The organism is Metabacillus sp. KJ11-3, assembly GCF_055808295.1.
In genome coordinates, this window is record NZ_CM147865.1 from 576419 (window position 1) to 591517 (window position 15099).

At 35.5% G+C, this 15099-nt stretch carries 8 protein-coding genes; 7 read left to right on the forward strand and 1 reads right to left on the reverse strand.

All coding sequences use genetic code 11. The features are described from left to right. The first annotated feature begins 33 nt into the window (after positions 1 to 33). The 4 genes from AC0L8O_RS03025 (at position 34) to AC0L8O_RS03040 (ending at position 9174) form a co-directional block, all read left to right on the forward strand. Complete coding sequence (locus tag AC0L8O_RS03025; protein ID WP_473446544.1) at positions 34 to 3753, forward strand: GH32 C-terminal domain-containing protein; 3720 nt, start codon at positions 34 to 36, stop codon at positions 3751 to 3753. Between the two features lie 118 nt (positions 3754 to 3871). Beyond that, on the forward strand, positions 3872 to 4657 hold the full coding sequence (locus AC0L8O_RS03030) for an NAD-dependent epimerase/dehydratase family protein (protein ID WP_473446545.1): 786 nt from the start codon (positions 3872 to 3874) through the stop codon (positions 4655 to 4657). A 631-nt stretch (positions 4658 to 5288) separates the two neighbouring features. Then, positions 5289 to 7082 carry an ABC transporter ATP-binding protein gene (locus tag AC0L8O_RS03035; RefSeq protein ID WP_473446546.1) on the forward strand — a complete coding sequence of 598 codons (1794 nt, stop codon included), beginning with the start codon at positions 5289 to 5291 and terminating at the stop codon, positions 7080 to 7082. Then, positions 7069 to 9174: an ABC transporter ATP-binding protein gene (locus tag AC0L8O_RS03040; RefSeq protein ID WP_473446547.1), complete on the forward strand. Its 2106-nt coding sequence runs from the start codon at positions 7069 to 7071 to the stop codon at positions 9172 to 9174. Before AC0L8O_RS03035 ends, AC0L8O_RS03040 begins: the two co-directional genes overlap by 14 nt. A gap of 32 nt (positions 9175 to 9206) precedes the next feature. On the opposite strand, the gene AC0L8O_RS03045 is transcribed toward AC0L8O_RS03040, so the two are convergent. After that, the gene (locus AC0L8O_RS03045) at positions 9207 to 10088 is read right to left on the reverse strand and encodes an AraC family transcriptional regulator (RefSeq protein WP_473446548.1); all 882 of its coding nucleotides are present in this window, start codon (positions 10086 to 10088) and stop codon (positions 9207 to 9209) included. Positions 10089 to 10273: 185 nt separating this feature from the next. Here AC0L8O_RS03045 and AC0L8O_RS03050 point away from each other — a divergent pair, with 185 nt between their 5' ends. From AC0L8O_RS03050 to AC0L8O_RS03060, 3 genes are all read left to right on the forward strand, one after another. After that, on the forward strand, positions 10274 to 11008 hold the full coding sequence (locus AC0L8O_RS03050) for a rhamnogalacturonan acetylesterase (protein WP_473446549.1): 735 nt from the start codon (positions 10274 to 10276) through the stop codon (positions 11006 to 11008). A 166-nt stretch (positions 11009 to 11174) separates the two neighbouring features. Continuing rightward, positions 11175 to 12239: an alpha/beta hydrolase family protein gene (locus AC0L8O_RS03055; protein WP_473446550.1), complete on the forward strand. Its 1065-nt coding sequence runs from the start codon at positions 11175 to 11177 to the stop codon at positions 12237 to 12239. A 363-nt stretch (positions 12240 to 12602) separates the two neighbouring features. Next, positions 12603 to 14882 carry a helix-turn-helix domain-containing protein gene (locus AC0L8O_RS03060; protein ID WP_473446551.1) on the forward strand — a complete coding sequence of 760 codons (2280 nt, stop codon included), beginning with the start codon at positions 12603 to 12605 and terminating at the stop codon, positions 14880 to 14882. The last annotated feature ends 217 nt before the right edge of the window (positions 14883 to 15099 follow it).

Below are 15099 nucleotides of genomic sequence, written 5' to 3' on the forward strand. Positions count from 1 at the left end.
AAGCGTTTACTATATTAAGGGAGCTGTGATGAGATGAAGAATTTAAAAAAGACGAAGCTCGTGATTCTACTTGTATTTGTATTTTCAGTCATTTATATCGATCAGCATTTTCAAGTACAGGCCACAGAACAAAATGCAGCAATCTTTGGATATATTCCTATAACCGGATCTTGGGTACAGGAGAAAAATGGTGTAATCAGAGGAAAGAGTGATAAGAAACAACCAGGACTCATCTTATCATCTTCAGAGGTCGGAAATTTCTTTGTTTATGAAGCAACGGTGAAATTTCAGTCCTCATCCTCCGGCTCACTTGTTTTTAGAGCAAATGAAATGGGAACCGAAGGATATATGTTAAGGTTAGATTCAAAGAAAAACAGCGTTCAATTAGTTGATATAAAAACAGGTAAGCTTATCGGAAAACAAGTGAAAAAGCAGTTAAAAGAAGATGTCACTTATAAGGTGAAAATTGCAGCAGATGGTCCATCAATTAAAGTATTCTTGAATGATAGAATCGTTGCTGATCTAGAAGATTATAAACATTCAAAGGGATTTACCGGCTTTAACGTTAATCATGGTTCAGCAAAATTTAGTCAAGTTTTCGTGCATGAGGTGAAAACAAATCTAAGTGAATGGAGATTGACAGATCAATGGTCGGCAACTTCACAAGGGTTAACAGGAAGTGCTAAATTAAATGAAAATATCTATGCTATAACAAAAACAAAAGTAACCGATTTCAACTTTGAAGCGAATGTGATGATTAATGACAAAAGTGGTATCGGGACATTACTTTTTAGAGCAGATCAAAAAGGATTGCAAGGATATGGTTTGGAAATAGATGCTGGTAAAGATCAAATTCGATTGGTGGATACAAAACGTAATAAAATTATTTCACACTATAACGAACCGATTGATATAGGATCGCTATATCACATTAGAGTAAAAGCGGTAGGAAAATCATTACATATATTCTGGCAGAACAGCTCAAATCCGATTATCACTGCTCAAGATCAAACCTATGATCAAGGTCTAGTAGGGCTTAAGGTTAGTAATGGAAATGTTGTGTTTCAGAATATTCAAGTGAGTGATTTATCTACGAACTTAGAAGGATGGCAAACATATAATGGGGAATGGCTTCCACATCTTGAAGGGATTATGGGCAAAAGTCGTGAATCAGAAAACACTTATTATGTGGCAGAGTCGGAGGAAACGGATTTTATTCTGGAAGGTGATTTAAAGGTAGATCCTTCGACTCCATATGGTACTGCGGACTTTGTTTTTCGTGCAAATTCAGATGCGACAAAAGGGTATATGATAAAGCTGGATCCTAATTTAAATCAGGTCCGTTTATTAGACTTAAGCGGAGATCGAACAATTGGCATTGCTGAGAGAAAGATTGAAACTGGTAAGACCTATCATTTTGAGATCCATGCAAAAGGTCCAACAATGAAATTGTATTTAGATGGATATGCGGAGCCTGTGATCGCAGAGCAGGATTCAACATATTCCAGTGGGAAATTTGGTTTAAATGTGTATAATGGTACAGCATATTTTCAACATGTTTATGCAACTAAATTTGATGAATATTATGAAGAGCTCTATCGGCCACAGTATCATTATACCCAGGCAAGAGGTGCAGCCAGTGACCCAAATGGCTTGGTTTATTATGAAGGAGAATACCATCTTTTTCACCAAGATGGCGGTAAATGGGCACATGCAGTTAGTACAGATTTAGTTCATTGGAAGCGGCTGCCGATTGCTATTCCGTGGAATGAAATGGGGCATGCATGGTCCGGTTCTGCTGTAGTGGATAAGGATAATGTTTCAGGTTTATTTAATGAAGAAGGCTCGGGATTAATTGCTTTTTATACATCTTTTAATCCAGCTAAACATAATGGTGATCAAAAGGTTGGCGTAGCTTATAGCCGGGATAAAGGAAGAACATGGGAGTTTTATGATGGAAATCCGATCATACCGAATATAGGTGAATTCTATGGTGGGGAAGGCTGGGACTTCCGTGATCCGAAAGTTGTGTGGGATGAAGACCATAATCAATGGGTGATGGTTATTTCAGGTGGAGATCATATCCGTTTCTTTACGTCAAAGGATTTATTGAATTGGGAGATGATTGAATCGTTTGGCTATGGAGATTATGTCAGAGGCGGAGTATGGGAATGTCCGGACTTTTTTCAGCTTCCTGTTGATGGTGATAACGGAAAGAAAAAGTGGGTACTCTCAATCAGTACCGGGGCAAATCCAAATACAAACGGCTCTGATTCTGAATACTTTGTCGGAACGTTTGATGGAAAACAATTTGTAAGTGACCATCAAGCTGGGGTTGTCTTAAAAAATGAATTTGGAAAAGAAATGTATGCTGCAATGTCTTTTTCTGATATCCCAGCTTCAGATGGTAGAAGAATTTCTTTAGGTTGGATGAGTAACTGGGATTACCCATTTAGCTTCCCGACTTCTCCTTGGCAGGGCCAAATGTCAATACCACGTGAAGTCATGTTAAAAACGGTACCTGGGGAAGGTGTTCGCTTAGTTCAACAACCTATAGAAGAATTAAAACAGTTAAGAGGAAGTCATACATCCTGGAGTAACAAGCTTGTAAAACCTAACACGGCAAACATACTCTCAGAAATGAGGGCTACTGCATTTGAAATCGTAGCGGAAATTGAATTACCTGAAAAAAACAGAGCGGAGGAATTTGGTTTTCAGCTAAGAAAATCAGAAACACAACAAACAGATGTTGTCTACAATGTAACAAATTCAACAGCGTTCTTTGATCGATCAAAATCTGGAGAAATCGACTTTTCTGAGAAATTTTCTACACGACATGAAACAAAGGTCAAGCCAGATCATAACCGAATAAAAATGAGGATGTATGTAGATGAATCATCTGCAGAAGTATTTGTGAATGACGGTCAGGCTGTTTTTTCAAATGTTATCTTTCCAGACGGTGCCAGTGATGAAATGAGCTTTTATTCAAAAGGCGGCGATGTAAAGATTGTTTCTTTGGAAATTTATCCTTTAAGAGGAATTTGGAAGGATGCATCAAATAACAGTATGACATCTAACAGGATCGTTATGGATCATCAAAAGCTTGCACTAAGAATAGGTGAGACACATAAGCTCTCAGCGGTTGGTCTTCCTTATTCTGATAAAAATCAAAAGTTAAACTGGAGATCAAGCAATCCATCCATCGTTGAAGTGAAAAAAATAGATCATAACAATTCTGAGATTAAAATAGTTGGACATGGAAGATCAATGATTACTGCTTCTACGAAAAATGGAAAAGTAGTGGGAACAACAATAGTAGAAAGTAAAGCATCCTTTCATATTGTAGATGCAAAAAGCGAGAAGGTATTGTCTGTTGCGGGAACATCAAATGGATCAAAAGTAACGATTCAACCGAAAAAAAATGCGATAGAACAAATATGGGATATCGAAATAAATCAATCAGGCAGCTACAAAGTTATGTCTTCCAAAAGTAATAAAGTTCTCGATGCATCGGGAATTTCAAATGGTGATGACGTGCAAATTTGGGAATACTTTGGTTATGGAAATCAACAATGGTACCTAACTCCAAATGGGGATGGCACATACACCTTCTATGCAGTAAATAGTGGGAAAGTATTAGAAGTTCCGAAAGAAAGTAATGAAGATGGAACAGTTGTGGAAATTAATGAAAAAAATTCTAAGCGATCTCAGAATTGGAGACTGATTGAAGCAAGGAAACCTTTGAAAGACTAAAATAATGTGATAAGACCCTTTCAGCTGAAAAGTTATGAAAGGGTTTTTTTGGGGTAAGAATATGATATGGACCATGTTTCACACTCTATAACTAAAACGTCTAAAAGTAGGTGAAAGAATGAAAAAGAAGGTAACGATCATCGGTGGAGCAGGGACAATAGGAAGTATATTAGTGAATGGTCTTTCTGATACATATGACTTTGTTATTCTTGATAAAAATGTACATTCTACTTCTTTACCTTGTCATGCTATTGAAGTAGATGCAACAAACTATCAGGACTTACTGGAAAATATACCAAAAGATACGGATGCGATGATCAACTTATTAACGATTAAATCAAAAGATGATTTAAAGAATATTGACCAATTTCATAAAATGACAAACATACACTTTGTAGCTTCATTTTATCTATTACACACAGCCGTTGCATTAGGAATAAAAAAGCTTGTCTATGCAAGCAGCAATCACGCAACAGATTACTATGAAAAAGATGGACGTTCAACATTAGATAGAAAAATTTCCATTCATGATTACCCTTTTTCAACAGGACTATACGGTGTATTAAAGCTTGCATCTGAAAATATAGGACATATCTTTGCAGGAGAAAAAGAAAATAATTTGTCTGTCATCAACTTACGAATCGGCAGTGTATTAAAGGATGAATATGAATCAGTAAAAAAACAACAAAGATTGCACCATACCTTACTATCACATGAGGATACCATACAGCTTTTTCACTTGGCTCTCCAATCGACGGTAAAATACGGAACATATTACGGTGTTTCCGATAACCCGAATAAACCATGGTCAACAGAAAATGCATGGGAGGAATTAGGGTTTTCATCAGAAGTTAATGCAGTTGATGTGCTGAATAGGAACATAGATGGACTGGATAAAGGTTGAAAAAGATGCGATTACTTGTAGTATGGTTGAATTCTGTGGAATGTAACCGTAATCATAAACAAAGTTGGTTGAATCCTGTGGAATGTAGCCGTAATCATAAACAAAGTTGGTTGAATCCTATGAAATGTAGCCGTAATCATCATTGAAAGTGGTTGAAAAGGGATTACTGTGCTCGGAGTTTGGTTGAATTCTGTGGGATGTAACCGTAATCAAATACAAAGTTGGTTGAATCCTATGAAATGTAGCCGTAATCATCATTGAAAGTGGTTGAAAAGGGATTACTGTGCTCGGAGTTTGGTTGAATTCTGTGGAATGTAACCGTAATCAAATACAAAGTTGGTCGAATCCTACGAAATGTAGCCGTAATCATCATTGAAAGTGGTTGAAAGGATTACTGTGCTCGGAGTTTGGTTGAATTCTCCTGGATGTAACCGCAATTATCATTAAAGTCGATCGAATCTTATAAAATGTAACCGTAATCACCACCGAAAGTGGTTGAATAAACCGTAATGTTTAACCGCAGTCTTACTACAGAGCAAAATAATCCATATAACATGATGAGGAAATCCATTGTTAATCACGTAAAGAAAGAGTAACCTTAACACTACAATAAGTATGAAGGTGGGGTTTGGTGAAAAAGCGAGCGCTATTTACAGAGTATTTTCTCCAACATAAATGGGAGTATATGCTGGGAGCAGTGTTATTAACAATTTCCCTTGCTCTTCAATTAATGGTTCCTTTGGTGTTAGAGGAGTTTACGAATGGAATTCAATATGCCACGATCACAGCAAGTGATCTGATGGAGTTAGCCGTTTACTTTATTTGGTTAGGTCTGGGGATTTTCGTTTTTCGTTCATGCGGCCGTATTTATATTTTCCGCTTATCGAGAATGCTTGAACGTGATTTACGTACCCGTTTTTTTCAGCATTGGGAGAAGCTTCCTGCGGAATATTATCAAAATCAAAGAATCGGCAACCTGATGGCTCATGCTGTAAACGATGTGAATGTGCTTCGTCAAATTGGGATGCAAGGTGTTTTTCAAATGATTGAAGCATTTATTTTAATAACAATTGGTATTTTTCTTATGGCAGGTACGATTAATTTGTCCCTTACTTTACTCGTCTTCATTCCATTGCCGGCCTTAACATACTTGGCCTATCGTTTTCGAATCAAAATTCGAATGCATTCAACGAAAGTACAAGAAGCTATTGGTACGTTAACAAGCCGTGTTCAAGAGTTTTGTACCGGAATAAGGGTTATTAAAACGTATGTTCAAGAGCAGGAAGAAATGAAAAAGTTTATGAAGGAAAATGATCAAAATATAAAGGCGAATCAACAACTGATCCGTGCAAATTCACTTTTCACTTCACTTAGTCAGGGAATTGTAGGACTAAGTTACTTACTATCTATTGTGTTTGGCTCTATTTTGGTTATGCGGGGTACGATAACGCTTGGGGAATTTGTTGCATTTAATACATACCTGTCCCTGCTTATTTCACCAATAGAAAACCTTGGAAAAGTGATCAATTTATTTCAACAAGGGAAAGCTGCTGATCAACGATTATCTGATGTGCTTGCGACAGAGTCAACCATTAAAGATGAAAAAGATGTCATTCCTGTTATGGCTCTGAGTGGAGACATTGATATCAAAAATCTATCTTTTCAGTATCCAAACAGCCAACTAGACGCTCTTCAAAATATTAATTTATCGATTAAAAAAGGAACAAGTTTAGGAATTGTGGGGAAAATTGGCAGTGGGAAATCGACCTTAGTCAATCTTCTATTACGACTATATAATCCACCTAAAGACACTATTTTTATTGATCATTACGATATACGAAAACTCCCACTTCATGTTTTGAGATCTTCAATTGGATATGTCCCACAAACAAACTTTCTTTTTTCTTCTACTATTCAAGATAATATTGCCTTCGATCCAAAAAATTATCAAACGAAACATGTTTTTCGAGCAGCTCGCCAGGCTGAAGTTTATGCAGACATTCAAGGGTTTACTGAAGGTTTTCAAACGGCATTAGGGGAAAGGGGACTCTCATTATCAGGTGGACAAAGTCAGCGGGTAAGCATTGCTCGTGCGTTAATAAAAAATTCACCGATCTTAATTTTTGATGATAGTTTAAGTGCTGTTGATGCAAAAACGGAGGAAAGGATCCTATACACTTTGAAAGCGGAAATGAAGGAGAAAACTTCGATCATGATTAGTCACCGTATTTCAACGATACAGCATGCCGATCAAATTATTGTAATGGATAAAGGGCAAATTGTTGAACAAGGTACACATGAAACACTTCTTAGAAAAAAAGGGGTTTATAAAAATATGTATGTTCAGCAATCAAATGAAATGGTCATAGAAACCTCAAACGAGAGAACAATTCGTTTAAAGAAGTGGGGGAATGAACATCGCTAATATGAGTGACCGTCAGTTATTAGGAAGAATGCTTGGCTTTGCAAAGCCATATTGGAAAAAAATAATCTTATCTATTTTTATCACAGGGTTGATTGTCATCGCCAGCCTCGCCCAGCCCTATATTATTAAAGTAGCGATAGACACGTATATAAATGGAATCTACTCACCGATGGTTGTTGGAAATCAGGATGAGGCAGATGATACGAAAAACAGGTTGAATCATCTTGATATAAAGTTTCAGGAAACAGCTAGCTTAGAAGAAAAAGTATATATTAGATTACCAGGTTCTAAAAATGAACAGGAGATCCAAGACTTAGAGAAGGCAGCGATTGTTTCAATTGAGAATACTCATTATCTGGTTCAAGGCTGGAATGATGGATTATCAAAGTCAGAGGAATATCAACTCCATTTATCGACTAATCAAATTGAAATTGATGGAAAGCTTTTTCCGGTCAATCATTTGAGTCAAGCGGAAATGAATCAATTTCGAGAGCAGGATTATACAGGCCTACTAGTATTGGGGGCGATTTATTTTATTCTCATCGCTAGTTCCGCTGTTCTTACCTTTTATCAGCAAAATACGCTGCAATATACTGGACAGTCAATTATATATGATATTAGAGAGACTATTTTTAAGCACCTTTCAAATATGTCGATTTCTTTTTATGGAAAGCACCCAATCGGAAGATTAGTCACAAGAATTACCCATGATGTAGAGGCTCTCAATCAATTATATTCACAGGTTATTGTTAACTTAATTAAGGAAATCCTTATTCTTTTAGGCATTATATTGATCATGTTACACCTCAGTGTAAAGCTTACATTAGTTAGTTTAATTGTTATACCGGCTGTTATGATCACAACCATTTATTTTAAAACGGTTATGAGAAAGGCACAGCGAAAAATTCGTCTTATTTTATCAAGGCTTAATTCGTTTCTTGCTGAAAATTTATCAGGTATGAGTATTATCCAGCTCTTTGTTCGAGAAGAAAAACAACTTGAGCAATTTAATGAGTTGAATGACCGTCATTATAAAGCAGGAATGCGACAGACGATTTTGAATTCCATTTTTAATCCCTCCATCGGTTTTTTCGGTAATCTTTCACTTGCATTACTTGTTTGGTTTGGAGGAAGAAATGTTTTAGAAGGTGCTATAACTTTCGGAATTGTGTATGCCTTTACACATTATGTGAGGCAATTTTTCGAGCCGCTAAGGGCACTTGCTGATCAGTTCAATCAAATTCAGTCTGCACTAGCGTCAGCAGAACGTATTTTTGAGACCTTGGACACAAAATCAACAATCCTTAATCCTCATAAACCGAAAAAACTAGGGAGCGATATTAAAGGGGAAATACGATTTGACCATGTATCTTTTGCTTATAAGAATGAGGAATGGGTGTTGAAAGATATTCATTTTCATATTCAACCGGGGGAGACGGTTGGAATTGTAGGAGAAACAGGTGCTGGAAAAAGCTCGATTATTCAGCTTATTAACCGTTTTTATGACATCCAAAAGGGAAAGATTTGCTTAGATGATGTAAATATAAAGGATGTTCAATTGTCAGAGTTGAGAAAACATATCGGAATTATTCAACAGGATAGTTTTGTTTTTTCAGGGACTGTTTTTGATAATATCCGGTTAAATCAGCAGGATATTACGAATGAAGACATCATTAATGTAGCAAAATCTGTCAATATTGACGCCTTTTTCCGCACCTTACCAAACCAATATGAAACTGTGCTAGTTGAGCAAGGTACTGTATTATCTACAGGGCAAAATCAGCTTTTATCATTTTTAAGAGCAATTATTGCCAACCCTAAAGTGTTAATCCTTGATGAGGCAACAGCAAATATTGATACTGAAACAGAAGCGGTTGTCCAAAAAACATTAAGGAAAATCTCTAAAGATCGCACCACAATCATCATTGCCCATCGATTATCAACCATTCAGCATGCAGATAAAATTATCGTGTTAAATAAGGGGAAGATCGTGGAAATGGGGAACCATCAAGAGCTTCTTAAATCAAGGAACATGTATTATCAACTATGTAAGAGTCAGAGCAAAGCAAATCGATCGAGAGTTCGGGTATAAAAAAATTAAGGTAGGGCTTGAAGGAGGAAGCTCTACCTTTTGTCTGTATGATTAGAAAGCTCTCCGCTAATCTGTTTGTGATCTTCACAATATTGAGAAGGGGAAACCCCAATAATTCGTTTAAAGGTTCTGCTAAAATATAATTCATCACCATATCCAACGGTCTGGCTTACTTCTTTTATTTTTACGTCAGATAAGCCAAGTAGTTCTTTTGCACGGTCGATCCGTAGATGTGTTAAATAATCGATCGGACTTAAGCCGATATATTTTTTGAAAAGTCTGGAATAATGGCTGGTACTCAGTCCGGCAATTTGGGAAAGTTCGGACAAGGTGATTGTATTTTTATAATGATTAATCATGTACTCTATTGTTCCTTCAATCGCTTTTTTGCTATCACCGCTTAGCATTTGAGAATTGAAATCTTCTACAAAAGTTAATAACAGCTCCCCAAAAACAATTCTTTGCTGCATATTAACGGTTGTCCCTTGTCTTTTTGCTAATGAGCTTAGCTGCTCAAGTAAAACTGTTACGGCGGAATGATTGCTAATTGTATAAACTCCTTTAAGAGGAAAAGGGACATCCTGTGAATGTTTAAATTGCCATACATCTTTATCCTCAAAAGCCATGGCATAGGAAAAACGAACATAATAAAATTCCAATGGATTCGTACGATATGACTTCTTATCACATACCATTTGAGGAGTAAAAATAACAAGTCTGCCTGGCTGTAATTTATGCTTCTTTCCGTTAATGACGACTTCTCCCCTTCCTTTTGTTACATACCAAAGGGAGTAATAACGAGGCCTTTTATTTTTCCGAACCCAATCGGGAGGACATGTTTTATGTCCAGCTAATAATATTGAAAAAATAAGCTTATTTAAGGAAGATGAAAGGTTTCTCATGCTGTGACACAAATGACAATCCCCCTTTCCAAATTACTGCATTTATCATACTATCCATACGCAAAACCCATGAAAATAGAACAAATCTTTTACCTGGTACTTAGAATCCGAAACATACTCTTAAGATCACATAGTAATCATTAAAACATATGATTTGTTCATCGCTAAAGAGAGATTAGACATCATCATACATATGAATGAAAATGGAAATAGGAATCTATATCAGGAGCTGGGGGGTTAATACAATATCTCAAAATGAAAATCCAACCATTTTTATAGCAGGTGATTCTACTGCTTCTTCATATCCAATAGAAAGAGCTCCACAAGCAGGGTGGGGGCAGGTATTATACCAATTCTTTACTGATGATATAACCATTGCAAATGAAGCAGCATCGGGAAGAAGCTCAAAAAGTTTTATTTTAGAAAAAAGACTAACGAAAATAAATGAACATATCAAGGAAAACGATTACCTATTTATTCAATTTGGGCATAATGATTCAAAAACAGATGAAAGGTTTACAGATCCATTTACAGATTTTAAATATTATTTGAAACAGTATATTCATGTAGCCAAAAAGCATAAAGCAACACCTATTTTACTTACACCTGTGCAAAGAAGAAGCTTTAATGAGCATGGAAGTGTAAATGAAACACATGGCAATTATTCGGAAGTGATCCTTCAACTAGGAAAGGAAAAAAATGTTCCGGTAATCGATTTAGGAAAACGAAGCAAAGTATACTTTGAAAACATAGGTACTGAGAACACCCAAGAAATCTTTCTTTGGCTTGATCCAGGTGTACATCCTAATTACCCGAATGGACTACAAGATAACACTCATTTTTCTGAAAACGGAGCCCTTGCGGTTGCAAGATTAATAGTTGAAGGAATTCGAGATTTGGATTTACCAATTGAAAAATATATTATATATTGAAGTAATTTTACTAATAGATTGTAGGTTCTGAATTTTTTTGAAAAAGCTACAGTGGAATGGAGCGGAAGACACTCGACTCCTGCGGGAGAAGAGGAATGGCGAGACCCCACAGGCGAAGCCGAGGAGGCTTGACTTCCTCCCCGGCGAATCCTGTGTCTGGAGCGCAATGGAACGAACTAGTTTAGAAAAAGAAGGAGAGTTCACTTTGTTAAATCCCGATCACTTTCTTGAACATTTATATCATGACACTGTTTCAAAAGCTAAAGTTTATGACCAACACTGGCAAGAACAAACAAAATCAAAATTTGAACAATTGATTGGTCGTTTTCCATATCCAGAAGAACACTCATTGAATCCTAGACTTATAGAGAAAACGGAAAAAGCTGACTATTGGCGTCTAAAAATAGACATCACAACCATTGATCAACTTTGTTGTCCAACTTATGTCCTTCTCCCAAAGAAAAAAACAAACACAAAAGTTCCTGCCGTACTTGCACTTCATGGTCATGGCTACGGAAATAAAGAAATGGTTGGGTTACATCATAATGGAACTGAAATAGAAGGAGAGCCGGGCATTCATACGAATTGTGCAATAGAACTTGTACAAAAAGGGATGGTGGTTGTTGTTCCAGAGTTAATCGGGTTTGGTGAACGAAAGCTTGCAAAAGATGCTGAATCTGGCGAGCCTAGTAGTAGTTCATGTTTCTCAATTGCAAGTCAATTGCTATTAATGGGAAAAACGATTGCCGGATTGAGGGTTTTTGAATGCAGAAGAGTCCTAGATTACATACAAACGATTGATAGGGTTGATCAAGACAGAATTGGATGTTTTGGTTTCTCTGGCGGGGGTCTTGTAGCAGCCTTTACTTCAATCGTCGATGAACGGATAAAAGCTACTGTCCTTTCCGGCTATACAAATACATTTAAAGGCAGCATTATGGATCGAAATCATTGCCTTGATAATTATATTCCAGGAATTTTACAATTAGGTGAACTGCCTGAGTTGTTGGGGTTACTTACACCAAGACCTTTGTATATTGAGTCAGGAAAAAATGATACAGTATTTCCAATTAATCATGCAAAAGAAGCGTTGGAAACCATTAATGAAATTTACAGAAGGTTTAATGCGGGAAATTATATAGATCGACACTTTTTTGATGGAAAGCACGAAATTTGTGGAGACAAGTCCTATAACTGGCTTCTAAAAAACTTGGCAAGATCTGATGAATAGAATGATTCATAGCATTAGATATGAAGATATGGAAGAAGGTAAAAAGAGAATTTTATATAGAACCGCTCTTTTTACCTTTTGATCTGGTGATTTTTTTATATAATCATTACGTTATGTCATGTTCACTAGATCACTTTTTTATATGAAACCCTATTTTCATTCTCCAATTTGATTTAACTGTTATGATGATTGTAGCGATTTTATTGAAAATAAAGTAGGTTTATTTGTAAGCGTTGTCAAATTAGGAGGTAGTTGATTGTGAAAATGACAGTATATGAGTGTAACAGCATATTGACATTAAAAATAGTGGAATCATATAATGATAACTAATGTAAGCGTTTTATTGGTAGAGAGAGGTGATGAATGTTGAAACAAAAACCAAAATATTTTTATCGCATTTTTTTACCCTTTGTTTTAGCAGGTACTCTAGTTGTGATCTTATTTAATGGCTTTGCGTATTTTTTTACCAAAGCTTCATTTGAAGAGAAGATTATTTTGGAGAAGCAGGAAAATGTTGTTCAAATCATGAATACGCTTGAACAGAAAATGCAAACATTAGATTATTCACTTAATTCCTATGTTCATGATTCCTCATTTAAGCAATATATAAAAGAACCTTTAACCGTAAAGAATTTTGATATTTATCAAGCAATTGATAAACAATTAAACTACATTTCATCATTCGGACCAAGTCAAACAACCATAGAATTAGTTAGCTTACAAGGAAACTGGAAGATAAATCAATACGGATTAAAAACAGTTACTAAAACAGAAATGGATTACATTGTATCAAATTATATGTCACTTCCACACCCCTCTACATGGTTGAAGGAAGAAAAAGTGGAAAATGAGATTATGCTTATCAAACAAACCCCCTACTATCAGTCAACAAAAAACGGCGTTCTCATTGTACATATCCCATTAAAGTCATTATCAAGTCTAATCTATAATCAAGCTGAATCAAACCCTGTCTATATTTATAATCAAGATGGAATACTAATCTATCAAAATGACGCAGAACCACAGGAAAAAGAAATTAAGCAAACTATTATTTCTGAATTAGTAAATCACCACCAAGGACAAGCTGGAATCTATCCAGTTGATACACAGCAAAAATATAAATTGGTTTATTCAAAATCAGGATACAATGGATGGTTATATGTTACAAAAATAAAGGATTCGGAGTTTACAGAAGCAATGAAGCCAACCATTATAGGAACTGTTTTGATGAGTGTTTTTATGCTATCAGTGACTATTATAATAGGCTATGTTAGCTCAGACTACTTTTCTAAACCAATTCGTGAACTGCAGAAATTCATTCCTAAAATACAAAAAAATGATTGTAAAGATGAATTTGAACTTATCGGAAGATCGATTCGTGAAGTTATAAATAAAAATCAGTCCCTTGAAAATGTAATTACAAGCCAGCATGAACAATTAAAAACATTATTTATGTTAAATCTTTTTCACGGACGTATGAATGACCAGGAAATTCAAGAGCAACTGCAGGATTTTAAATTCCCACAAAAGTGGAAAAGTTTGTATGTTCTTGCTATTCAATTTGATCATCTTGAAAACAATAATTATTCAAGAAAGGACAAAGACGTCCTTTTATTTTCAATCAATCAGCTTGTTTCTGAGATAATTAATAAGGATGAGCAGTTATCACCCGCTGTTATTGATTCAAGGACTCAAGCAACTATTTTCCTTTGCCAAAACGAGGATACAGATCAGCATGTGTTAGTCATAAACAACTATATGGAAAGAATACAAAAAGTGGTCAAAGAGATTTTCAATCTGACCGTTAGTGTGGGAATAAGTAGCCCATTTAAAGATTTAGGGGACAGTAAGCTTGCACTTCAACAAGGAATTGATGCACTTAAGTACCGCTTAAAGGTAGGAAAAGAATCGATTATTTTTTATGAAAGTGTTTCTGCTATTTTTAATAGTAATGAAATTAAAACATATTTCCCTAAAATACTGGAAAATCAATTGTTTGATTCAATTAAATTAGGAGAAAACAAAAAAGCAAAAGAAACGTTACATCAACTGCTTGCAGATTTATTTAAAAATAATCATAATCCTCATGAACTTGAAGTTAATATTATGCGGTTTATCAATGATTTAGTTAGCTTTATGCATGTGTTGGGTATGGACACGTTAATTATTGAGGATCATAAAACATTGTATAATGCCATTTCTGAAATGAAAACTTCCGAAGAAATTGAAATGTTTGTAAAGCATAAAATCGTGTATCCTATGATCAATGCGATTACTGAACGTACTGATTATCAATATAAAACAATCTCAGATAAAATTGTTCATATTATTCAAAATGAATTTGATACAGAACTTTCTTTAGAAAATATAGCAGCTCGTCTTCATTATAATAAAAATTATTTAAGCAGCATTTTTAAAAAGGAGTTCAATCAATCTTTTAGTGAATATCTTGCATTGTATCGATATGATATGGCGAAAAAATGGCTGAAAGAAACAGATATGTCAGTAAAGAAAATTTCGGAAAAGCTGCAATATAATAATTCTCAAAATTTTATCCGTTCCTTCCGTAAATATGAAGGAATAACACCAGGGAAATATAGGGAATTGCATTGTGGTGAGACATTGGTTTATAAGAAAAGTTGATGAAAGTTTCTTTTTGTTTTATCAAAATTAACAGAGTAAGAGTAATATGAAACATCCCCTTTATATAACTTGTAATTTGAACATTATAGGGGATGTTTTTGCTGTGTAAAGCGCGCTCCGTATATTTCTATTCTAAAGCCTTTATAGAACAGGCTGTTACTTTGCGCACTACAGACACTCCATGCGCCGGGGAGGAAGCTGAGCCTCCCTCGGCTTT